We start from the raw sequence: 23,067 nt of genomic DNA, 5'->3' as shown, positions 1-23,067 counted from the left end.
CTGTTGCTGGTGAACGTAAACTGTAAATCCATTCCGGGCAGGCCGCCTTCAAGGAGGCTGCTGTCGCCCGGACGGTGGAAAAGATGATAGGCGATGCCATCCGGGTCACGAAGATATACTGTCAGGTCGCCGAGCCATTCATGGCTGAGATCCAGTTCGACTGAGCCTCCCCCATTGAATTGGTCCATCCTGATGTTTTGGAACAAGGAGGATCAGAGATGGCAAGGAAGCGTCACAAGCCTGAGGAGATCGTGGGCAAGCTCCGCCAGGCGGACGTCCTGCACAGCCAGGGCATGTCGATGGCGGATGCGATCCGGCAGCTGGGTATCAGCGAAGTCACCTTCTACCGATGGCGCAGGGAATATGGCGGGATGAGCGGCGATCAGCTGCGGCGTCTGAAGGAGCTCGAGAAGGAGAACGAGCGGCTGCGCCGGGCGGTCTCCGACCTGACCCTGGACAAGCAGATTCTGAGTGAAGCTGCGAAGGGAAACTTCTGAGCCCCTCGCGCCGCCGACGTTGCATCGATCATGTCCGCCGGCGTCTCCGGATATCGGAGCGCCGGGCCTGCCGGGTTCTCGGCCAGCACCGCTCCACGCAGCGCCATCTCCCGCGTGGACGTGATGACGAGGCCCGGCTGGTGGCGGACATGATCGAGCTGGCCCGTCAGTATGGCCGATACGGCTATCGCCGGATCGCGGCCTTGCTTCGGGAGGCCGGCTGGCAGATCAACGACAAGCGGGTCGAGCGCCTCTGGCGGCGCGAGGGGTTGAAGGTACCGGCCCGGCAGCCGAAGAGGCGGCGGCTGTGGCTGGGCGACGGATCCTGCATGCGGCTGCGGGCAGAACGGCCCAACCATGTCTGGTCCTATGACTTCGTCCACCACCGGACACATGATGGCCGGACCTTCCGGACCTTGAACGTGCTGGACGAGTTCACGCGCGAGAGCCTGGCGATCCGGGTTCGCCGGAAGCTCTCGTCGGTCGATGTGATCGACGTCCTGACGGACCTGTTCATTCTCCGCGGTCCACCGGCCTTCGTTCGCTCCGACAATGGCCCCGAGTTCGTCGCCGAGGCCGTGCGGCGCTGGATATCAGCGGTGGGCGCCAGAACGGCGTTCATCGAGCCGGGCTCACCCTGGGAGAACGGCTTTATCGAGAGCTTCAATGCCCGGTTCCGGGACGAGCTGCTCGACGGGGAAATCTTCTACACGCTGAAGGAGGCGCAGGTGGTCATCGAACAATGGCGCCGTCACTACAACACGATCCGACCGCACAGCCGTCTCGGCTACCGACCACCGGCGCCGGAGGTCATCATTCCGCCAGGCTGGCCGTCAGGCTCCGCTCCGCTTCACCAGCCGGCCGGCCTGGCGGCAAAGCCGCCCATGCACTAACATTCCACCCGGACCAATCGCTGGGGGCTGGTCACGACCTCGACCCACTGAACCCGGAAGCTGTCTTCAATGATGACGGACGGCTCAATTCGTCCGGAGGGTGAACTTTGACTCCAGCCATGGTCTGGAATTGACCTTGAGGTGTCGTCGCTTGCTTCGACGGAAAGTTCATTGGCCAGGGTTGACTGCTTCTGCCAACTCTCGGCCAACCGCACGGCAGCATGGGCATCAATCACCCCGGGCCCGGTTTCACCGTGCCAACCGAGACGCCCACCGTTCCAGTCCTTTACGGCAAACTGCTCGTCCCGGCCGAAAAAGGTGGAATAATGCTCCGACCGATGCGAGCTGTAGAGCAGGATCTCCTGGACGTCCCGGTACCCGAGATCCCCATTTGCCTCGAGCATCAGCGCAATGACGCCGCTGGTCACCGCCGCTGCGCCAGATGAGTGGCCGAACTCTATGTAGTCGCCATCCGCATCGGTGTTGATTCCGTCAACACCGGTTCTGTCGGTTGTCTTGGTTATTCCGAATGACCCGCCGTCGACCGGCACCACGCCAAACAGCGGCGCGCCCTGGTTGCCCTCCACTGAGCCGCCGCCATCCTCCGACGAGGAACTGACCGCGATGGTGTAGCGCGAGTTTACCAGATTATGGAAATTTGCATCGTCACCGATACGATGGCCATTACCGGCTGCGAATACCCAAATGGTTCCTAGCCCGTCACGCCCGTTTTCGACTGCGTTTCGAAGGGCAACTTCGTACTCTGAAAACACCGGATCATTGAAGTTGTCATGGAAATAGAAGGGGAAGCCCCAGCTGTTGTTAGAGATATCGACCTGTGACTGAAGAAACAGGCTCTCCAGATACATTTCGTGTGTGGCATCTTCGCCGAAACTCAATCGATACCCAGTGATAGTGGAGTCCGGCGCGGCACCAACAACGCCGAAGCCGTTGTCGTCGGCGGCAATCAGGCCTGCAACAGCAGTGCCGTGCCAGTCTTCCCCCTCCGCTGCAGCGTCGTCGTCGCCTCCGTAACCGTCATAATCAATTGTCGTATCATAGTTGGCGATCAGGTCCGGGTGGTCCCACTGTACGCCGTCGTCGACGATGCCGATGACGATGCCGGTACCTCTATACTCGTCCCAGATGTCGGTGATGTTGATATCGACGTCGTCATAGTCGCCCGGAACGATGTGGATCTGTTCTCCCAACAGCGGATCCGTCGGGATGTACATCGGTAAAGCACCGGCCCCGAGCGGGACCGGCGTACCGGTCTCGTCCTTCTTTTCGGTCTGGTCTGCCACTTCGCCGCCCACGCCCGTTCCCCGTCGCGCATCCTATACGCGTGCTCCCGGGCGATCCAGCACGCGGCGGCAGAAACTTCCGCCTGGGCGCGGACCTGTCGGGAAATGTGACGGTCGACACAATCCCTGAGGTATGAAGATGCCGCCCCGGCCCGAGAGGGCAGAGCGCGGCGGGGCGGGCGGCGGAGGCGGGCCTCCCGAATCAGGCGGACTTCAGCTCGAGTTGCTGGTTGTAGGCGATGATGTGCTTCTCCATCCGCCGGCGGGCGAGGGCGCAGTCCTGTTCGATGATGGCGTCGAGGACGCGGCGCTGGGCGTTGATGGTGTCGGTGCGGATCTGCCTGTTGGCGAAACCCTCGGGCTTCGGTGTCAGCAGGTCGGGACCGATGACCTGGTAGATCGAGGCCAGGATCGGGTTGTGGCTGGCGCGCGCGACGGCCAGGTGCCACTGGATGTTGCCGCGCACGAAACGCGGCGAATCGGCCGCGCGGTCGAGCTTTTCGAGAAGATCCTCTAGGATGGCGATGTCCTCGTCGCTGCGATGCCGGGCAGCGAGTTCCGCCAGCGCCGGCTCGAAGACCTGGATGGTTTCCGCCAGCACCGACGTCGGCACCTGCTGGCCGCGGATGAACAGGTCGAGGGAGCGTCTGAGGACGTCGCCGTCGAGTTGCAGCGCGACCCGGCCGCCATGGCGGCCGCGGCGGGTCGATACCAGACCTTCGGTCTCCAGCACGCGGAAGGCCTCGCGCACCGATCCGCGGCTGAGTCCGGATTTCTCGACGATCTCGCGCTCGTTCAGCACCTGACCCGGGGCGATCCGCCCGTCCAGCATCTGCTCCCGCAGCTCCTCGGCCAGGGTCTCGAACCCCTTTCTGGCCTCTATCCTGCCAATATCCGTCAAGACGCCTCTCTTCGGCCCGCTTCCAACCTGTTTCGCGCCATTGCGCCAGCTTCCGGCGATGTCGGGCTGCCGCCCATTACCGCGTGGTTCCGCGAACGTAAAGACGGCGAGGGCCCGCTGCGAGGTCTCACTCTAAAATTCTTATAAGATTAAATCATTGGATATTTTGGCGCGCATACCTATGATGACGTTGCTGCGGTCGTTACGGGGAGGATGCGATGTCAGCGAGACGGTGGAGGAGAGGCCCGGCGCATGTCTGCGGTGTCACGGCAGGCGGGTCCGGAAGATGACGCGGCAGCTGGGACATTGGCTGCGCTATCTGACATCCGGTCTCGCCATCGTGGCGGACGCGCTTGTGGCGTTGATGATGCTGCACATCGCCTTCGAGGTGATGATGCGCTACGTCTTCGGCATCTCGGTGCCGGGTACGCTGACTCTCGTTTCCAAGTACTATCTCCCGGCCGTGGTCTTCCTGCCGCTGGCGATGGCCGAACGGCGGGGAAACCACATCAGCGTCGAGGTCCTGACCCAGGTGATGCCGCGCCGCGTGCAGAAGGCGCTGGAGGTCTTCGCCTGGCTGCTGGCGACCGCGGTCTTCGCGACGCTGGCCTATCAGACCCTGCTGGACGCGCTGAAGAAGACCCGGATCGGCGCCTTCGAACTGGACTTCGGCTACCAGTTCATGACCTGGCCTTCGTACTATGTGCTGCCGGTCGGCTTCGCGGCGATCGCGCTCGTGCTCCTCTACAAGATTGCGATCACCCTGTTCCGGAAGCCCGACCATCTGGGCCTGGAAACGGGCGACGGGCCGGCGGAATCCGCCGGCGCGAAGCGCAGCTAGGCGGCCGCGCGCATGGGTACCGAAATCGGCCTGGGCGGGATCGCCGTCCTGCTCGTACTGATCCTGCTCAGGGTGCCGATCGGCATTTCCCTGATCACCGTATCCTTCGGCGGCATCTGGATGCTCCTGGGCCCGCGGCCGGCCTGGGGAATCCTCACGGCGATCCCCTACGACTTCGCCTCCAGCTGGGCGCTGACATCGGTGCCGATGTTCCTGCTGATGGGATTCTTCTGCTACCAGGCGGGTCTGACCACCGGCCTGTTCGACGCCGCCCGAAAGTGGCTGTCGGTGCTGCCCGGCGGGCTGGCCATCGCCTCCATCTTCGGCTCGGCCGGATTCGCGGCAGTGACGGGATCGTCCGTGGCGTGCGCGGCGGCGATGGGCAAGATCGCCGTGCCGGAGATGATGCGCTACGGCTACGACAGCCGGCTGGCCACGGGCACTGTCGCCGCCGCCGGCACGATCGGCGCGCTCATTCCGCCTTCGATCATCATGATCATCTACGGCATCTTTGCGCAGGTGCCGATCACCGAGCTGTTCCTGGGCGGCATCGCGGCGGGCCTGCTTACGGCGGTCGGCTATGTCGCAGTGGTCGTCACAGTCGCCCTGCTGAAGCCGGAGATGGCGCCGTCGGTGGAGGAACGTGTCAGCCTGGAAGAGCGTATCAGGGCGCTGGGCGAGGTCTGGCCGGTCCTGCTGCTGATCGCCGGGGTGTTCGGCGGCCTGTTCAGCGGCATCTTCACGCCGACCGAGGCCGGGGCGGCGGGCGCGCTGCTCTCGATGATCATCGCCACCTTCAAGCGGACGCTGACCTGGACCGCCTTCCGCGACGCGCTGAGGGAGACGGCTCTGACCACGGCCGCCATCTTCGTCATCGCCATCGGCGCCAGCCTGCTCACGCGCTTTCTCACACTCTCGGGCGCGTCGAAGTTCCTGTCCGCCTACGTGATCTCGCTCGGCGCCGATCCCCTCATGCTGATGCTCGGAATCGCGCTGATGTACCTGGTGCTCGGCATGTTCCTGGAGCCGATCGGGGCCATGCTGCTGACCATCCCGATCCTGCTGCCGGTCATGGATTCGACCGGACTGAGCCTCGTCTGGTTCGGCGTCGTCCTGACCAAGTTCCTGGAGATCGGCATGATCACGCCGCCCGTCGGCCTGAACGTGTTCGTCATCAAGGGCGTTGTCGGCGAACTGACGACGACGACACGCATCTTTCAGGGCGTTCTCTGGTTCCTGCTCGCCGATCTCATCGTGGTGGGCCTGCTGATGGCCTTCCCGGAGATCGTCCTCTTCCTGCCAAGCCTCATCGAATAACGCGAAGCCGAATGATCGGACGAAACACACAACCGCTCAAACACTGGGAGAAACGTCAATGAAACTCGGACGTATGATCGCCTCAACCGCGCTGGCGGCCGGCCTGTTCGCCGGAACGTCGGTCGCGACAGAACTGAAGGTGTCCAGCATCCTGGCGCCCCAGGGCGCAGGGGCCGACGGCTACAACTACTTTGCCGAACAGGTCGAGAAGGAAACCAACGGCGAGGTCACCGTGCAGGTACTCCACGGCGGCGTGTTGCTGACCCCGCTGCAGATGCTGTCCGGCCTGCCGGACGGCGTCGGCGATGTCGGCTTCCTGCTTCCGCCCTATTTCCCGGCGGAGTTTCCTGAATTCAATCTGGCCGCCAACATGGCGATCGTCGGCGACGATGCGCTGGCGATGACCGGCGCGATCCACGAGTACATCACCACCTGTGAGCCGTGCCTCGCCGAGCATGCCCGCCACGGGCACGTCTATCTCGGTTCCTACTCGGCGACGCCCTATTACGGCCAGGGCCGCAAGGCCTACAGGACGCTGGACGAACTGAGGGGCACCAAAGTCCGGACCGCGACCGCGGCGCAGGGCCGCTGGGCCGAGCATTTCGGCGCGGTGCGCGTGGCCATCTCGGGCACCGAGGCGTTCGAGGCGATCTCCACGGGGACCATCGACGTGACGCTTGCTGCGCTGGCAGAGTTCTTCAACCTCAACCTCGCCGAGGTGAACACCCACGTGAACATGCTGCCGGTGGGCGTCTTCAACGGCAACTCGCCCTTCAGCTTCGGCGCGCCCCAGTGGGCGGACCTGACCGACGATCAGCGCGCCGCCATCCTGCGGGTGGCGCCCTATGGCGTGGCGACCATCGTCACCGGCTATGTCCGCGACGAGGACAAAGCCAGGGAAGTCGCGAAGGAGCGTGGCATCGAACTCGTCGAGCCTTCCGAGGAACTGAAGAAGGCATCCGAGGCCTATATCGCGACCGACGTGAAACTCGGTCTTGAGGAAGCGGAGCGGACGACCGGGCTCGAGAACGCCCAGGCCAAGGCGGACCGCTATCTCGCTCTGATCGAGAAGTGGAAGAAGCTCACGGCCGACATCGACCGCACGGACCCGCAGGCGTTCGGCGAACTGCTCTGGACCGAAGTCTGGAGCAAGATCGATCCGAAGACCTACGGACTCTGAGGAACGGTCCGGGCCGCGCCCGAGTCAGTCTCGGGGGCGGCCCGGAAGCCTCCTGTAGCGCAGCACTGAATGGGAGATCCCGTTGAAGCTGGAAATTCCATATCCGAAGGCCCGTGAGGACATCGTCTTCCGGGAACTGATCGACCGCCGCGCGGCGGAACATCCTGACAGGGTGTTCGCCGTCTTCGATGATGGCAGCGCCTGGACCTATGCGGATCTGAGGGCGAAGGCCGTGCACGTCGCCCGCGGGCTTGCCGCGCTGGGGGTGGGGCAGGGCGATCACGTCGTCTCCTGGCAGCCGACGGGGGCCGATGCCCTGCGCACCTTTCTGGGCGTCAGCTATCTCGGCGCCGTCTACGTCCCGTTCAATACGGCCTACCGCGGCGGCCTGCTGGAACACGTGGTGTGGCTGTCGGACGCGAAGGTCGCGGTCGTCCACGCCGACCTGCTCGACCGCCTCGGCGAAGTGAAACCGCATGAACTGCAGACCGTCGTCACCATGGGCGGGCCGGCCCGGGACGTGCCGGGACTGAATGTCCTGGGGAGCGATGCGCTGACCCCCGGCGAGGAACCGTCCGCCGGCGAAGCGCCGCCGCCGCTCGATCGCCCGATCGAGGTCTGGGACACCCAGTGCCTGATATTCACGTCCGGGACCACGGGGCCGTCGAAGGGTGTGCTGTCGTCCGGCAAGCAACTCGCGATCACGTCGGCCGTGCTCTACTACTGGCTCGACGGTTCGGACCGCATTCTGCTCAACCTGCCGATGTTCCACATTTCGGGAACGTCGCTGACGACGCGCGCCCTGCAGACCGGTGGCTCCCTGGCCGTCGTCGATTCCTTCCGGACGGAGGAATTCTGGCCGATGATCCGCCGGCTGGGCGTGACCTACACGCTGATGATGGGGTCGATGGCGTCCCTTCTGGCCAAGTTGCCCGAAACCGAGGACGAACGCGCGACGCCGCTCAAATCGATGCTTGTGGCGCCGCTTACGACCGAGGCGATCGCTTTCGCCCGGCGGGTCGGCGTCGATTGGTACACCACATTCAACATGTCGGAGATCAGCGTGCCGCTGATCTCCCGGCGCAATCCCGAGAAGGCCGGCACCTGCGGGCGTCTCCGCGAAGGGGCCGAGGTCCGCATCGTCGACGATCACGACAACGAACTCCCCGCCGGCGCGGTCGGCGAGATGATAATTCGTGACGACGAGCCCTGGGCGCTGAATTCCGGCTACCACAAGAACCCGGACGCGACAGCGAAGGCCTGGACGAACGGGTGGTTCCACTCCGGCGACGCGGTGATGCGCGACGCCGACGGCGACTACTTCTACGTCGACCGCAAGAAGGACGCGATCCGCCGCCGGGGCGAGAACATCTCCTCGTACGAGGTGGAGACGGAAGTCGCGGCCCACCCGGACGTGCAGGAGGCCGCCGCGATCGCCGTGCCCTCGGAGCATGGCGAGGACGAAGTCATGGTGGTCGTGATTCCGGCCGCGGGCCGCAAACTCGAGCCAGCCGAGCTGGTGAAGTTCCTCGTGCCGCGCATGGCCCATTTCATGGTGCCCCGCTATGTCCGCATCGTCGACGAACTGCCGCGCACCCCGACCATGAAGGTGCGCAAGGTCGTGCTGCGCGAACAGGGTGTCACCACGGACACCTTCGACAGGGAAGCGGCCGGAATGCGCGTACGCGGACACCGCTTCGCGCGCGGCGACGCGAATTCAGGCGGGACGGCCCGCAGTTCGGCCTAGGGCCGCGCCGCGCCCTTCGGATTCAAGCCCGCACATCTGGGAGAGATTGATCATGTCATCGAGTATGGAACGCAACACCGACGAAGCCCGTCTGTTCGAGGAGGCGGTCGCCGTCGCCAACATTCCGACGCTGCTGATGGTGCTGGTGCAGCTCACCGGCGAACTCGGCTGGCTGGAGCCGCGTTACCGGCCGTCGCGCGGGCAGGGCCTCGACGACAACGATAGCGGCGGCTTGCCCGAGGACGTTCAGCGGGAGATCCGCGAGGCGTCGCTCCAGGCGATTCTCGACTGGCGGGCCGGCAAGCCGGTGGCGCTGCCCGATCCGGACCCGGAACTGCTGGTGAAGATGCTGTCGATCTCGATGGGCGAGCCGGTGCCGGAGGAATATGGCGAGATGACGAAGGCGCAGCTGGGCCTTCGGCCGGTGGAACAGGCGCCGATCGAGGTGCCGGAAGGCTTCCGCGCGCTGGTGATCGGTGCGGGCGCCTCGGGCATGTGCATGGGCGTGCACCTGAAGGCGGCCGGCATTCCCTTCGAGATGATCGAACGCAACGCGGAAGTCGGCGGCGTCTGGCTGGAGAACCGCTATCCCGGCGCCGGCGTCGACACGCCGAACCACCTCTATTCCTTCTCCTTCGTCATGTGGGACTGGTCGAAGTTCTTCGCGCTCCGCGACGAACTGAAGGCCTATCTCAATCATGTCGCCGATCATTTCGGACTGCGGGACCACATCCGTTTCCAGACGGAAGTCGTCTCGACCGAATGGATCGAGGACCGCCAGCAGTGGAAGGTGACCACGCGCGATCCCTCGGGCCGCGAGGCGGTCGAGTACGCCAACATCGTCGTCAGCGCCGCCGGTATCTTCAACCCGCCGGTCTTTCCCGACATCCCCGGGATCGACGACTTCGACGGGCCGTCCTTCCATACCTCGCGCTGGCCCGACGACCTCGACCTGAAGGGCAAACGGGTGGCGATCATCGGCAACGGCGCAAGCGCCATGCAGATCTGCCCGGAGATACAGAACACCGTCGGATCGCTGACGATCTACCAGCGGTCCCTGCACTGGGCGGCGCCGTTCCCGCATTTCCGCAAGCCGGTGCCGGACGCGCTCCGCTTCCTGATCCGCGAAGTGCCGCTCTATCAGGCGTGGTACCGCTGCCGCCTGGGCTGGACGTTCAACGACCGGGTTCACCCGGCGCTGCAGAAGGATCCGGCCTGGCCCGATCAGGAGCGCTCGCTCAACGCCATCAACGACGGCCACCGCAAGTACTTCACCAAGTACATCCGTGACGAACTGGGTGACCGCCAGGACCTGCTGGAGAAGGTCGTGCCGCCCTATCCGCCCTTCGGCAAGCGCATGCTGATGGACAATGGCTGGTTCCGGATGCTGCGCAATCCGAAGGTCGAACTGGTCACCGAGCGGATCGGCAAGATCGACGGCAATGCGCTGGTGACCGAGGACGGCGAGCGCCGCGAGGCGGATGTCCTGATCATCGCCACCGGCTTCGACGTGCTGCGCTTCATCAACACCTACGAAGCGCGGGGCCGGGACGGGAAGTCGCTGCGCGAGGTCTGGGACGACGACGACGCGCGCGCCTACATGGGCACGCTCGTCCCGGGCTTCCCCAACTACTTCATTCTCTACGGGCCGAACACGCAGCCGGGCCATGGCGGCAGCCTGCTGTTCGTGATCGAGATGCAGATCAACTACATCATGGATCTGATCCGCAAGATGACGAAGAAGGACATCGGCGCGGCCGAGATCCGCAAGGATGTCCACGACGCCTACAACGCGCATGTCGAGAAGGCCCACGAGAACATGGTCTGGACCCATCCGGGAATGCAGACCTACTACCGCAACGACAAGGGCCGCGTGACCGTCAACTTCCCCTACCGCAATGTCGACCTGTTCGAGATGACGCGCGAGGCGAAGCTGAACGAGTACGAAACGGAAAAGCGGAAGGCGGGGTAGGGGGCGCCGTCAGGCCAGGGCGCCGGCGGCCGCTCCGACGGGCGGTGGCAGCGCAGCGGCGGCGCGCATTGTCTTGGTGGCCCCGAATTATCCTCCTATCGTCGTTTCCGGACGAGGGGGAACGACTAGGGGGACGGGCACGTGGGACTGGTGGATTTCGATGCGGCGGCGCTGGAGGCCATGTCAGGTGGCGATCCGGACGAGCCCGTGGTGATGCTCAACCTGCTGCGCTACCGCGATGTAGCGGAACCGGGTCATGGCGTGGACGGTCTCAGCGGCCGGGAGGCGTTCGATGTCTACGGACGTCGCCTGATGAAGCTGAATCCGCGTTTCGGCGTCGAGCCGATCTGGATGGGGCGGAGCGGCCGGACCGTGATCGGCGATGAGGCCTGGGACGTGGTCATGCTCGTGCGCTATCCCACCAGGCGGCAGTTCGTCGAGATGATGAATGACCCTGACTACCGGGCGATTTCACCCATCCGTGCAGCGGCTCTGGCCGACAGCCGGTTGATTGAAACCACCCAGCTTCTGCCCCGCACCTGATCTGCGCCTGGCGTGGAGATGACGGCGCCGGGCCGAGCCTGGCGGCCGCCGCCTGACAGGAGGTGAAGCCGTCGCGGCTGGGCGCTGCGGTCAAGTCAGGCGCAAGCGCGATCCACTGAATGCCTTCAGGCAGTCGCCGACAGGAGTCTTGCGGCAGCGCTGGATGCCCTGCCGTGCTTCGTCTTCTCGCGTTTGATCAGTGCCTCCAGTTGCCCGGCCGGCAACGGTCTGCTCAAAAGAAAGCCTTGCAGCGCATCGCATTGATAGGCTCGCAGGTAGCTGAACTGCTCCGGAGTCTCGATGCCCTCGGCAACGGCGACCATGCCCATGGCGTGTGTCATCATGATGATGGCCTGAACCAGAGCGGCATGTACCCGATCGCTCGTCATCAGGGCAATGAACGAGTAGTCGATCTTGAGCGTCTCGATAGGAAGCCGGCTCAGATGGCTGAGGGCGGAATGCTCGATGCCGAAATCGTCCACCGCGAAACGCACGCCGGCATCGGCCAATTGTCCCATCGTACGCGTGACCGTTTCGACGTCGCGAAGGATGGAGCTTTCCGTCAACTCCAGTTTGAGGCAGTCGGGCGCGAGGCCGGTTTCTTCGAGGATGGCGAGAATGCGGTCGCCGAGGTCCTTCTCGACGAGCTGCCAGGCCGAGAGATTGACGGCTATCGGAACATCCAACACGTTGCGGCATTGCCAATCGCGCACCTGGGTGCAGGCCTGCCGCAAGGCGAATTCTCCGATCGGCGCGATCAGGCCGCTCTCTTCCGCGATCGGAATAAAGTCGTCAGGCGGGATCAGCCCATGCTCGGGGTGCTGCCAGCGGATCAGGGCCTCGATACCGACGATTTCCAGCGTCTGCGTACTGTACTGCGGTTGAAAGAAGAGGATGAGTTCGTTCCTGTCGATCGCCCGGCGCAGGTCGGACTCGATACCCAGCCGCTGTACCGCACTCTCGGTCATTTGCGCATCGTAGAACTGATAGGGGCGCTCGGGCGCATCCTTGACCTTGTTGAGCGCGGTCGTCGCGTTGCGGATGAGTGTCTCCGCATCGTTTCCGTCGGCGGGTGCGACGCTGATACCCATCAGGACGTCCAGCGGATAGTCCTGGCCTTCCAGTTCGAAACGCCTTTCGAATTGTCGCATGATGGAGCGGATTGGCGCAGTGAAGTCCTTTTCCTTCCGCTTTCCCATCAGGACCATCAGGAAGCCGCCGCCACCGATATACGCAACCGTGTCGCCGCCCTGTATGGAACCTTGCAGCCGCGCACAGGTCTCGCAGATGCTGGCGTCGCCGGCATCGAAGCCGGAATTCTCCCGGATATCCGCGAGAGAGGCCAGTTCCAGGGCGATGACGATAGCCGGAGATTGGGTGTGCCTGGGTCGTTCGAGCACATGGCCGAACCAGTCGACGAACAGAGTGCGATTGGGCAGTCCGGTCAACAGATCGTGGTGAGCCAGGTGCGTCTCCAGGGCCTTTGCCTTGGTGACGTCGAGCGCTATGCCATCCCACTGAATATCGCCGTTTTGCAGCTCGTGCGGATACGACACTGTACGCACCCATCTCACGGCGTTTTCCGCTGTATCGAGACGAACATCGATCTCGACAGGTGTCATCTCGTTCGCGGACAGCGCCATGGCATCCAGGTAGCGCTGTCGATCATCGGGATGAATGTAATCGTGCACGGACGTCGCGGGCCGAGCCTTGCTGTTCGCGGCCACCCCGCACCATTCGTGGAAATTCGGACTGACATAAGGGTATGTCACCGATCCGTCCGGCCCCTGCACGCGGCGGAAAATGAAGCCGGGCATACTGTCGACGATGCTCTTGAGCTGATTTGCGCTACGTCGGGTCCGCTGTGGAAGGTCCGATGGGGCCGAGCCACGCCGGGACGTCGGAGAACTCGCTGGCACCTTGGGTCGTGGCGTCGCGACCATGCTCCGATCTCCAATGACGTTCTGCGGCGCTATTGCGTCCAGTAACGGTGTGGTGATGTGCTCACCCGGTAAATTCTGGCTCTGTTATTCAGAATATTCATGCAGGCTAGCAGGAATTCTCTCGGCAGAAATACATCTTTAGGTGCCTGTTTTCCGATACGACCCATGCGAGGGACGCGGATGACGGCTTGCACCACGGCATCAAGTTCTGACCGGCCGGCTTGCGGCGGTAGTGACCTGCTATCGGGAACTGGTTTTGCTTGTCCGCTGTGCCACCGGGCGGCCGATGAGAGGTCGATGCGTGACGCCGCGGCGTTTCGCACAACCCTCTTGCAAGGCGGCGCGGTCTGACCATGTTATAGCGCGCGCCGAGGGCCTCTACGGCCACGCGGCAGGAAGGCAATCCGGAAAAGCCGATCGACCCGGAAGCCGGCATGGACCGCGGCGGCGGCCGTGCCGGTGCGTGGCTGAAGTCCGCCGGCCTTCCAGGGATCGACGAGACCCATCCGATGCCAGTTTCCTTGTTGCAGTCGACGCGGCGCGACTTTCTCGCCGCGCTCTCGGCCGGTCTCAGCCTGCTTGCCGTCCCGCGCGCGCTGGCCAGCCAGGCGGCGTTCTCGCCGCAGGTGGTGATCGAGGAAGCCGCGGCCCTGGCGCGGCGGGACTTCACGCCGCCCGAGCGCATACCGGAAGCGCTGTCGCGGCTGGACTACTCGACCTATCGCGGGATCCGCTTCCGCAAGAGCGAGGCGATATGGGCGACCGCGCCCTCGCGCTTCTCCGTCGAGCTCTTTGCGCCCGGGTTCCTCTACAACGAGGGTGTCGACCTGTTCCTCGTCGAGGAGGGCGTCGCACTGCCGGTTGCCGCGAGCGCCGCGACCTTCGAGACGCCGACGCCGGAGATCGCGGCGCTGCTCGATCGGGTGCGCCGCTTTGCCGGCTTCCGCGTGCACTATCCCATCAACCGCGACGACTATGCGGACGAGTTTATCGTCTTTCAGGGCGCCAGCTATTTCCGCGCCGTATCCAGGGATCAGCGCTATGGCCTGTCGGTCCGCGGCCTCGCGGTCGACGTGGCCGAGCCCGGCGGGGAGGAGTTCCCGACCTTTCGCCGCTTCTGGATCGAGCGCCCGCAGAAGGGCGCCAGCCATGTCGTCGTCCACGCCTTGCTGGACAGCCCGAGCCTGACGGGCGCCTATCACTTCACGGTCCGGCCCGGCGATCCGACGACGATGGACGTGGAGGCGACCCTGTTCCCCCGCCGGACGGTCGAGCATGTCGGGCTCGGCGCGCTGACGTCCATGTTCATGCACGGCCCAATGGACATGGACAGCCGTCCCGACCACCGGCCGGCGGTGCATGATTCGCTCGGTCTGGCGATGCTGACGGGCCGCGGCGAGCGGATCTGGCGGCCCCTGGCCAACCCGCGCGCCCTCCAGATCGCCGCCTTCGTCGACCAGTCGCCGAAGGGCTTCGGCCTGATCCAGCGGGAACGCAGCTTCGAGGCGTTCCAGGATCTGGAAGCGCGCTACGAACTCCGCCCGTCGGCCTGGGTCCGGCCTGTCGGGGACTGGGGGCGCGGGCATGTCGTGCTGGTCGAGATCCCGTCCGACTCGGAGGCCAACGACAACATCGTCGCCTACTGGCGCCCGGCCGAGCCGCTGCTGGAAGGGGAGACCTATGCCTATTCCTGGCAGGTGAGCTTCCCCGACGACGTTCCGCCGCCGCCGGGCCTGGCCCGCGTCATCCGCAGCGCCCAGGGCATGGCCTTCGAATCCGATGAGCGCGAGATCGTCATCGACTACGCGCCTGTGCCCGGTCTGGATCCGGCGGGTCTGAGCCTCGACGTTACCTGCGCCCCCGGTGTCCTGCGGCAGGCCACCGTCCACGTCAACGAGATCACCGGCGGGCTCAGGGCTGCCGTCCGGTTCGATCCCTCCGGACAGCCCCTGAGCGAAATCCGTGTCCAGCCAAAGCGCGATGATGTCCCTGTCGGCGAGACCTGGCTCTACCGTTGGACGGCCGAAGGTTGAGCCCGAGGCGCCGGAGACGGCGCCCGCCCTGCCGCCGGAGCAGCGTCTCGACATGCCCCGCCAGGCGGTTGACGGCACGCGGGCGCCGCGGGTCGGCGGCTGGCGCAATACCTTGTCCGTCTTCCTGGCCCGCGTTCTCGTCGCGGCCGGCTCGGTGGCGCTGACGGCATTCGGCGTCCACGAGATGTACCGGGTTCTGGCGACCGACGGCGTCACCAGCCTGCAGTGGCTGTTTCTTGCGCTCTTCGCGGTCAATTTCGCCTGGATCAGCTTCGCCGGCTGTCAGGCCGTGGTGGGCTTCATCGCGCTGCTCGGACCGGCGCCGCGGCGGTTGCGCCGCGCGGCTGGCGGGGCGCTCCCCGGCATCCGGACCGCGGTGCTGTTTCCGGTCTATTGCGAACGGCCGGGCCGTGTTGCGGCTTCGATCGGGGCGATCGCCCGCGGACTGGCCGCCGCGGCGCCGGATCGTTTCGCCGTCTTCGTGCTGAGCGACACCAACCGGCCGGACGCCTGGGTCGAGGAGGAAGTCGTCTATTCGGGGCTGGTCCGCGAAGCCGATCCGCGCTGCCCTGTCTATTACCGTCATCGCCGCCGGAACACGGAGCGCAAGGCCGGCAATATCGCGGACTGGGTGATGCGATGGGGCGGCGGTTACGAGGCGATGGCGGTGCTCGACGCCGACAGCGTGATGGCGCCGGAGACGCTGGTGGAGATGGCGCGGCGGATCGAGTCCGATCCCGGTCTCGGCCTGCTTCAGACCGCGCCGGCGGTATGGCGCGCCGAAAGCCTCTACGGCCGCATGCAGCAATTTGCCAACCGCTGTTACGGCCCCGTCGTGACCCGCGGCCTGGCGGCCTGGCACGGCCGCGACGGCAATTTCTGGGGCCACAATGCGATCATCCGCACCCGCGCCTTCGCGGCGGCGGCGCGCCTGCCGGAACTGCGCGGACGCCCGCCCTTCGGCGGGCACGTGCTCAGCCACGACTTCATAGAGGCCGCGCTGCTGCGCCGGGCGGGCTATGGCGTCCGTCTCGACGCGGACCTCGCCGGCAGCTTCGAGGAGGCCCCGCCCGCGCTGCAGGACGTGATCGTGCGCGATCGCCGCTGGTGCCAGGGCAACCTGCAGCATGCGCGGTTTCTGCCGGCGCGGGGGCTGGTGCTGCCGTCGAGGCTGCATCTCCTGTCCGGGATAATGGCCTATCTCAGTTCGCCGCTATGGCTGATGCTGGTTGTCGTCGGTCTGGTGCTCGCGGCCCAGGCCCTGGTGGGTCAGCCGGGCTATTTCGCCGGTCCGTCCCTGTTTCCCGTCTGGCCGGTCTTCGATTCCGAACGCGCGGTGGAACTGTTTCTCTTCTCGACCGCGATCCTGCTTGCGCCGAAGGCGATGGGCGTCGTCGTCGCCCTGCTCGACGCCGGCCAGCGGCGGGCCTTCGGCGGCCCCTTCCGGCTGGTCGGCGGCGCACTGGCGGAGACCGTTCTCTCGGCGCTCTACGCGCCTGTGATGATGATCGCGCAGAGCCGTCTCGTCGCGGAGGTGCTGAGTGGTCGGGACAGCGGCTGGAAGCCGCAGCGCCGGGACGACGGCCGGGTCCCGTTCGCAGCGGCGCTGAAGGCGCATCGCCTGCAGATCGCCGCCGGCGCCGGCCTGGGCGCCCTGGCCTTCCAGCTCAATCCCGATCTCCTGCTCTGGCTGGCGCCGGTAAGCGGCGGCCTGATCTCCGCGGGAGTGCTCGAGTGGGCGAGCGGCAGCGTACGCCTCGGCAGCGCGTTGCGCCGCGCAGGGCTGTTGCTGACGCCCGAGGAGGGGCCGGCGCGGCCGGCGATCCTGACCGAGGTGGAGCGTCACGCCGGGTTTCGGGAGAATTTCCCGGCGGCCCCTGCGCTCCAGAGACTCGCCGACGATGCGGCGCTGCGCCAATGGCACCTTGCGCAACTGCCGGGCGGGGCCGTGGATCCGGCCTTCGATGCCGAAGCGCTGGTGGCGCGCGCCAAGGCGGAACTGGCGGACGACCTGACCGCGCTGCAGCACTGGTTGACGCCGTCGGAAGCGATCGCGCTGCTGCACGACATCGAGCGCGTCGCGGGCCTTCAGACGTCACAGCGCGCCGCCTGAGAGCCGCATTTGCCGGCGCCTGTATTTACGAGTATTCCTTGAACCGGGAGTAGTTCATATCCGCCCCGAATCTGCTCTGACAACGCCGCGCTAGGAGTTGCTGACACCGTTCATTACATCCGGCAGTTCGCGGCGCAGGAAGGTTGCGAGGGCGTCGACCTGTGGCGGGTTCCCCCTCCTCTCGTGCATCAGAAGGCTGATCTCCGGCAACCCGGCGATCCATTCCGGCAAGAGGCGGCTCAGCCGTCCTGCCGCGACATCCTCAGCGCAGACATAGGCCGGCAGAGCCACCACCCCGAGCCCCGCCGCGGCCGCCTGTTTCAAGGTGACCATGTCATCGCTGCGCATTCGCGCAGCGAAAGGAACGGAGGCACTGCTTCCGCCGGGCCCCTGCAACAACCAGGAGTTGCCCCCGGGTCGCCAGCCAAGCGCGAGTCCGGGCTGGCCCTCGAGTTCGGTCGGTGACGCCGATGCACCGATCTGTTGCGCAATGCCGGGTGAGCCGAACAGGTGCCACGGGACTTCGGTAAGGTGCCGGTGGATCAGCCCCGAGTCAGGCAGCAACCTGACATGTCCCCGAATGGCCAGGTCGATGCCGTCACTGATCAGGTCGGCATAGTCGTTGGAGGCTTGAAGTCGCAGAACGACGCGAGGGTTCTCGGACAGGAAACGCGGCAAGATCGGGCTGAGCGCGAACTGCGCAACGCCGATCGAACAGGACAGTGTGACGGTACCCTCCAGCGCGTCCTTGTCTTTGCGCACTGCAGCTTCGGCGGCCATCATGCATTCCAGCGCAACCTTGGCATGACGATAATAGGCTTCGCCCGCCTCCGTCAGCGACATCCGTCTTGAATCCCGATTCACGAGTCGCGTGCCAAGGGCCTCTTCGAGGTTTCTTACCTGCCGGCTGATCCGCGATTTGGGAATGCCCAGTGTCCGCGCTGCTGCCGAGAACCCCTGTTTCTCAACGACATTCACCAGGTAATAGGCTTGATTGAGGTCCATGGTCCGACGATTTCCTTGAGGCATTTGTTCCAAATACAGAACGCAGAGTTCCAGAATCAACGAATTTTCCCTGTGTCGTTCTGGCCATAGGTTCATATTCAGCAAAGGAGGCGAATATGACCGTTCAACACCTAGTTCGAGCCCACAAGTCCCCAGGCCGTCATCACAAAATTCCAGCAAGGGGAGAAGATGACCAGAGGCGACGGCTTCGAAGCGCTCAGCTTCATCCATCGCCAGCTTGACGGATTGATGGACCCGCTGATCATGGTCGATCACTTCACCATGACCGAGCCGACCTTCGGACCCCATGCCCATGCCGGGATCTCGGCGGTGAGCGTGCTCTTCGAGGACAGCACTGGGAGCTTCCGCAACAGGGATTCGCTGGGCAATGACATCGAACTGGCCCCGGGCGATCTCTACTGGCTGAAGGCCGCCCGCGGCGCGGTACATGACGAGGCGCCCACCCCCGGTTCGCGCACTCACGCCCTGCAGATCTTTGTCAACCTGCCGGCAGCACAGAAGCTGGAGGTGCCCAGTGCGCTACATGTACCCGCCTCGGAAATGCCGGCGATCGAAGGCCCGGGCCATCGGGTGCGGGTGATGACTGGCGAAACCAATGGCGTCGTCGGCGCCACCCCGCCCACTCTGCCGTTCACCATCCTCGATGTCGCCCTGCAGGCCAACGGCAGCTTCACCCATCGCCCCGATCTCGGAGACGCCACCTGGCTGCACGTCATCGGCGGTGAGATGGAGGTCGAACTCGACGAAACCCGCTACCGGCTCAGCAGCGACGCAGCGCTGGCCGCCCATGGCGCCGCCGAGATCCGCCTGCTGAGTGATGAAGGCGGCCAGGCCGTGCTCCTCGGCGGCACCCCCTTGCGCGAACCTTTCGTGCAAAAAGGCCCCTTCGCGATGAGTAACGCCGACCAACTGGCAGAAGTGATCGCCGCTCATGAGGCCGGCGAACTCGGCACCGTCGATTGAGCTGCCGCCCCGTTGGACTCTGAACCGAAACACCAACCAGTTCACTCAAGGCAAAGAGGAAAACAAGATGATGCATTGTCAGGCCATTCCGGGTCGGGCGCGCCAACGGGCGGTGTGCCCGATTTCAGACTGGCAGACGATGCCGGTCAGCGAGCGCTGCATCGAGCGGTCCCGTCGTCGGAACGGCTGATGTGATTTTTCGGCCCTGTTGTTCAGCCAATTCGTGGTGTCCTGCCGGCCGCGGATGCCCAGCACTGAAAGGGCCGCACGGCAGGAGCGGACGCGGTCGGTGACGATGATGCGAGGTGAACCGAACCTTTTGAGTGCTCGCCTCAGTAAGGCCGGCCCACCCCTGCGATCGCGCGTCCTGGTGACATGGACTTCCAGAACCAAGGGGTTGCGCATCCAGCCAGCCAATTTCACCGGCGAAGACTGGGCTCTGACAGCGCCGCGCCGACGATTCTCGAAGACGAGTTGGTCGTGTAGCCAGTCCCGGTCGAACCGGTCTCCTGCATCCCGGTCCCTGATTTACAGGGAATTTACAGGGAAATCCTTCGTTCTCGGGGTTCAGGGGCCTTCGACTTGCCCTGGGAAGCCGCAGATTTCTGGGGGTTCGGGCGCGAATTCCCTGCGCCCGGAACAGGGAATTCATTCGCGCGCAACAGGGAACGATCAGCGAAGAGCAGGGAAGAACGAATGCCGGATCAGCGAATGCTCATGTCCGGTGGTTGAAGCGCCCGAACCGCGCCGCCGCGTCCTCGGCCCCGCCAATGTCGTCTTCCTCGCCCGCCAGATCGGGCGCGGTGCGGGTGCGGCGGGTGGTTTGAGGCGTCGCCGCGGCGCCGGCAACTCGATCATAAACCGGCTGGCTTCCGCTTCCCGCTTTCGCCGAATGGTCTCGTCCGCCGAAACGGTCAGTCCGCGGGAGGTAGCGGGAACTCCTCAAGATAGCCCAGGAAATCCTGTTCGGTGTCGACCTGCAGTCCGTTGAGCACGCGCATGACTGCGTTGTAGTTCCCGATGATGAAGATCACATCGGCGAGGCGGGCAGCGTCGAATACGGCTTCGAGGCGGGTGAATGTCTCGTCCGACAGCCGCACTGTCTCCGTCATTTCCCGCGCGGCATCCGCGACGGCCTTGCTCTTTTCGTCCAGCGCGCTCGGCCGCGCTTCCAGATAGTCGACAAGGGCCCGGATGTCGCTGTCAGGTATTCCGGCGTTCCGGCTGACGCGAATATGATGGGACCAGGCATAGGCGGTCCGGGTGACGTAGGCGACGGTCAGGATTGCGATTTCGCGGACCAGCGCGTCCACTGCGCTCTCGTGCAGGGCGTAGCGGACAGGCCCCCAGAAAGCAGCGGCGGCTCCGGGACTGTGGCTCAGTGTGCGGAAGACCCCGTAGTTCGCGTTGAGGTGCGGATCGTGTGCGAGTCCCAGATCGACATCGCTCAATAAGGGCAATCTGGCCATCTTGGTCTTGCTCCTGTTGTCGTTGGGATGGCGTCAGCGCAGGTGGCATGCCGTCCAGTGACGGGGGCGCACCTCTCGCAATTCCGGCTGGGTCACGCTGCATTCCGAAACGGCTACCGGGCAGCGTGTGTGGAACGGGCAGCCGCTTGGCGGCGCTACAGGGCTGGGCACATCGCCCGTTAGAATGATGCGATCCCCGCGCTTGCGCTTCGGATCGGCGACCGGGACTGCCGAGAGCAGCGCTTCCGTGTAGGGATGCTGCGGTGTCTCGAACAGCGACTTGCGCTCGGCCAGCTCGACGATGTGCCCGAGATACATAACCGCCACCCTGTGGCTGATATGCTCGACGACCGACAGATCATGCGCGATGAACAGGTAGGACAGGCCGAACTCGTCCTGCAGGTCCATCAACAGATTGATCACCTGGGCCTGGATCGAGACATCAAGGGCCGAAATCGGCTCGTCGGCGACGATGAGCCGGGGTTCGAGGGCCAACGCCCGGGCGATGCCGATACGTTGCCGCTGTCCGCCCGAGAATTCATGCGGGAACCGCGTGATCTGGTCGTTGCGCAGACCCACTTTCCGGAAAAGCGCCTCGACGCGGTCATCCTTTTCCTTGCCCTTGGCGATGCCGTGGACCGCCAGCGGTTCACCCACGATATCGCCGGCTGTCATGCGTGGATTCAATGATGAATAAGGATCCTGGAATATGATCTGCATCTGGCGCCGATATGGCCTCATCTGACGCCTCGAGAGATTGGATATCTCTTCTCCGCCGATCCGGATCGAACCAGCCGTGGGATTGATCAGCTTGAGGACCGAGCGGCCCACCGTGGATTTTCCGCAACCCGATTCGCCGACCAGCCCGAGTGTCTCCCCCTTGTCGACGTGAAAGGTGATGTCGTTGACGGCGTAGACGAATTCCTTGGAACTAGGCAGCAGACCTTGCTGGAGGGGAAAATGCTTGCTCAGCCCTGTCACCGCGAGCAATGGATGGGTTTCTGCCTCCAGGGGCATCGTCTTTTGGCTTTCCATCTGTATCTCCCCAGCAGTCACACGGCCGCGACCGACCCGCTGTGCCAGCAGGCTGCGATGTGGCCATTCGTCTTGTCTTCCAGTTCCGGCCGCTGGACGCGGCACAAGTCGGTCGCATTGGCGCAACGTGGCGCGAACGCGCAGCCTGGAGGCAGATTGTTGAGCGCAGGGACGGTGCCCTCGATAGTCTGCAATCTGGCGCGATGCCTTCCCTCATCCTTGATGCCGAGGCGCGGGACTGCCCGGAGCAGGCCGCGCGTATAGGGATGTAGGGGCGTTTCAAACAGCTCTCCGACCTCGGCTTCCTCGACCTTCCGGCCGGCGTACATGACGACGACCCGCTGTGCCATTTCCGCGATGACGCCAAGGTCGTGTGTGATCATGATCACCGCCGTTCCCAGGACGTCGCGCAATTCCTGGATCAATTCCAGGATCTGAGCCTGAATTGTGACGTCGAGCGCCGTCGTCGGCTCGTCGGCGATCAGGATCTTGGGATTGCACGACAGTGCCATGGCGATCATCGCACGCTGCCGCATGCCGCCGGAAAGCTCATGCGGATAGGCGTCGACCCGTTTCAGAGGTTCGGGAATGTGGACCAGCTTCAACATCTCGACCGCTCGGTTCCGCGCCTCTTTGAGAGACATGTCCTGGTGCAGCTGGAGGGGCTCGATGATCTGTTGCCCTACGGTCATGACCGGATTGAGTGCGGTCATGGGTTCCTGAAAGATCATGGAGATGTCGTTGCCACGAATTCGGCGCATCTCGGCTTCGCTGGCGCGGACCAGGTCACGGTCGCCATATTGAATCGTCCCGCCGACAATCTTTCCTGACCGTGGCGGAATGAGCCGTAGGATCGAAAGCGAAGTGACGCTTTTCCCGCAACCGGACTCGCCGACGATCCCGAGCACTTCACCGCGGTGCAATTTGAATGATACACCGTCCACGGCAGGTACAATTCCCTGACGCGTGAAGAAATGGGTCTCAAGGTCGCTGACCTCCAGAACCACGTCGTTCGCCGCGCCTGTGGCCGCCTCGGGCCGCTGCATTGTCCCAATGGTCAATAGCCGATCCTCCCCCTGGCACCCAACCGCACAACGTCCGCGATCTAGGTCGTTGCGGGCACTTCACCCTGAAACCTAGCGCACAATCGACTCTATACATAGATTGACAAATGATAACATTTTGCTGCATTGTGATGGATGCAATAGGTGCAAAAATGCATCATGCAGATGTAGATTGTGTCAAAATAAGATGTTGCTACAAAGGGGAGGAGTTCAATGCATAGATTCC

Annotated in this window: 18 protein-coding genes; 11 read left to right on the top strand and 7 right to left on the bottom strand. The window is 64.4% G+C overall.

Going from position 1 to position 23,067, the window contains the following annotated elements:
- Nucleotides 1–218: 218 nt before the first annotated feature.
- Both TEF_14700 and TEF_14695 read left to right on the top strand, forming a co-directional pair.
- Entirely contained in the window at nucleotides 219–497 is a 279-nt protein-coding gene (locus TEF_14700) for a transposase (protein ID ANK81904.1), read from the top strand.
- A gap of 50 nt (nucleotides 498–547) precedes the next feature.
- The gene (locus tag TEF_14695; GenBank protein ID ANK81903.1) at nucleotides 548–1,390 is read left to right on the top strand and encodes an integrase; all 843 of its coding nucleotides are present in this window, start codon (nucleotides 548–550) and stop codon (nucleotides 1,388–1,390) included.
- Here TEF_14695 and TEF_14690 read toward each other — a convergent pair.
- A complete protein-coding gene (locus TEF_14690) occupies nucleotides 1,387–2,706 on the bottom strand; it encodes a hypothetical protein (protein ANK81902.1) in 1,320 nt (439 codons plus the stop codon). The two genes, TEF_14695 and TEF_14690, sit on opposite strands and share 4 nt — an antisense overlap.
- Before the next feature lie 190 nt (nucleotides 2,707–2,896).
- Complete coding sequence (locus TEF_14685; protein ID ANK83505.1) at nucleotides 2,897–3,526, bottom strand: hypothetical protein; 630 nt, start codon at nucleotides 3,524–3,526, stop codon at nucleotides 2,897–2,899.
- Between the two features lie 355 nt (nucleotides 3,527–3,881).
- Here TEF_14685 and TEF_14680 point away from each other — a divergent pair, with 355 nt between their 5' ends.
- The 6 genes from TEF_14680 (at nucleotide 3,882) to TEF_14655 (ending at nucleotide 11,195) form a co-directional block, all read left to right on the top strand.
- Nucleotides 3,882–4,436 carry a hypothetical protein gene (locus TEF_14680; protein ANK81901.1) on the top strand — a complete coding sequence of 185 codons (555 nt, stop codon included), beginning with the start codon at nucleotides 3,882–3,884 and terminating at the stop codon, nucleotides 4,434–4,436.
- Nucleotides 4,437–4,448: 12 nt separating this feature from the next.
- A complete protein-coding gene (locus TEF_14675; GenBank protein ANK81900.1) occupies nucleotides 4,449–5,753 on the top strand; it encodes a C4-dicarboxylate ABC transporter in 1,305 nt (434 codons plus the stop codon).
- A 73-nt stretch (nucleotides 5,754–5,826) separates the two neighbouring features.
- Complete coding sequence (locus TEF_14670; protein ANK81899.1) at nucleotides 5,827–6,933, top strand: hypothetical protein; 1,107 nt, start codon at nucleotides 5,827–5,829, stop codon at nucleotides 6,931–6,933.
- Between the two features lie 82 nt (nucleotides 6,934–7,015).
- Nucleotides 7,016–8,680, top strand: a complete 1,665-nt coding sequence (locus TEF_14665; protein ANK81898.1) for a hypothetical protein — start codon at nucleotides 7,016–7,018, stop codon at nucleotides 8,678–8,680.
- Between the two features lie 52 nt (nucleotides 8,681–8,732).
- Nucleotides 8,733–10,652 (top strand): monooxygenase, encoded by a 1,920-nt coding sequence (locus tag TEF_14660; GenBank protein ANK83504.1) that lies wholly within the window; start codon nucleotides 8,733–8,735, stop codon nucleotides 10,650–10,652.
- A 147-nt stretch (nucleotides 10,653–10,799) separates the two neighbouring features.
- Nucleotides 10,800–11,195, top strand: coding sequence for a hypothetical protein (locus tag TEF_14655; GenBank protein ANK83503.1), 396 nt, complete (start codon nucleotides 10,800–10,802; stop codon nucleotides 11,193–11,195).
- Nucleotides 11,196–11,320: 125 nt separating this feature from the next.
- Here TEF_14655 and TEF_14650 read toward each other — a convergent pair whose 3' ends face one another.
- A complete protein-coding gene (locus TEF_14650) occupies nucleotides 11,321–13,012 on the bottom strand; it encodes a hypothetical protein (GenBank protein ANK81897.1) in 1,692 nt (563 codons plus the stop codon).
- A gap of 635 nt (nucleotides 13,013–13,647) precedes the next feature.
- Between TEF_14650 and TEF_14645 the strand changes: the two genes are divergently transcribed.
- Both TEF_14645 and TEF_14640 read left to right on the top strand, forming a co-directional pair.
- Complete coding sequence (locus tag TEF_14645; GenBank protein ID ANK83502.1) at nucleotides 13,648–15,171, top strand: glucan biosynthesis protein D; 1,524 nt, start codon at nucleotides 13,648–13,650, stop codon at nucleotides 15,169–15,171.
- Nucleotides 15,122–17,284 (top strand): glucan biosynthesis glucosyltransferase H, encoded by a 2,163-nt coding sequence (locus tag TEF_14640; GenBank protein ANK81896.1) that lies wholly within the window; start codon nucleotides 15,122–15,124, stop codon nucleotides 17,282–17,284. Before TEF_14645 ends, TEF_14640 begins: the two co-directional genes overlap by 50 nt.
- A gap of 90 nt (nucleotides 17,285–17,374) precedes the next feature.
- On the opposite strand, the gene TEF_14635 is transcribed toward TEF_14640, so the two are convergent.
- The gene (locus TEF_14635) at nucleotides 17,375–18,289 is read right to left on the bottom strand and encodes a LysR family transcriptional regulator (protein ANK81895.1); all 915 of its coding nucleotides are present in this window, start codon (nucleotides 18,287–18,289) and stop codon (nucleotides 17,375–17,377) included.
- Between the two features lie 189 nt (nucleotides 18,290–18,478).
- Between TEF_14635 and TEF_14630 the strand changes: the two genes are divergently transcribed.
- Nucleotides 18,479–19,273: a hypothetical protein gene (locus TEF_14630; GenBank protein ANK81894.1), complete on the top strand. Its 795-nt coding sequence runs from the start codon at nucleotides 18,479–18,481 to the stop codon at nucleotides 19,271–19,273.
- Between the two features lie 914 nt (nucleotides 19,274–20,187).
- Here TEF_14630 and TEF_14625 read toward each other — a convergent pair.
- Genes TEF_14625 through TEF_14615 form a run of 3 tightly spaced genes read right to left on the bottom strand, consistent with a single transcriptional unit; the run spans nucleotide 20,188 to nucleotide 22,823 of the window.
- Entirely contained in the window at nucleotides 20,188–20,742 is a 555-nt protein-coding gene (locus TEF_14625; protein ANK81893.1) for a hypothetical protein, read from the bottom strand.
- Nucleotides 20,743–20,775: 33 nt separating this feature from the next.
- Nucleotides 20,776–21,777, bottom strand: a complete 1,002-nt coding sequence (locus TEF_14620) for a peptide ABC transporter substrate-binding protein (protein ANK81892.1) — start codon at nucleotides 21,775–21,777, stop codon at nucleotides 20,776–20,778.
- 17 nt (nucleotides 21,778–21,794) lie between these two features.
- The gene (locus tag TEF_14615) at nucleotides 21,795–22,823 is read right to left on the bottom strand and encodes a peptide ABC transporter ATP-binding protein (protein ANK81891.1); all 1,029 of its coding nucleotides are present in this window, start codon (nucleotides 22,821–22,823) and stop codon (nucleotides 21,795–21,797) included.
- Nucleotides 22,824–23,067: the final 244 nt, after the last annotated feature.

It is taken from the genome of Rhizobiales bacterium NRL2 (genome assembly GCA_001664005.1).
GTDB lineage: Bacteria > Pseudomonadota > Alphaproteobacteria > Minwuiales > Minwuiaceae > Minwuia.
Note: the sequence above shows the minus strand (reverse complement) of the source record. Positions and strands in the feature narration are given on the sequence as shown.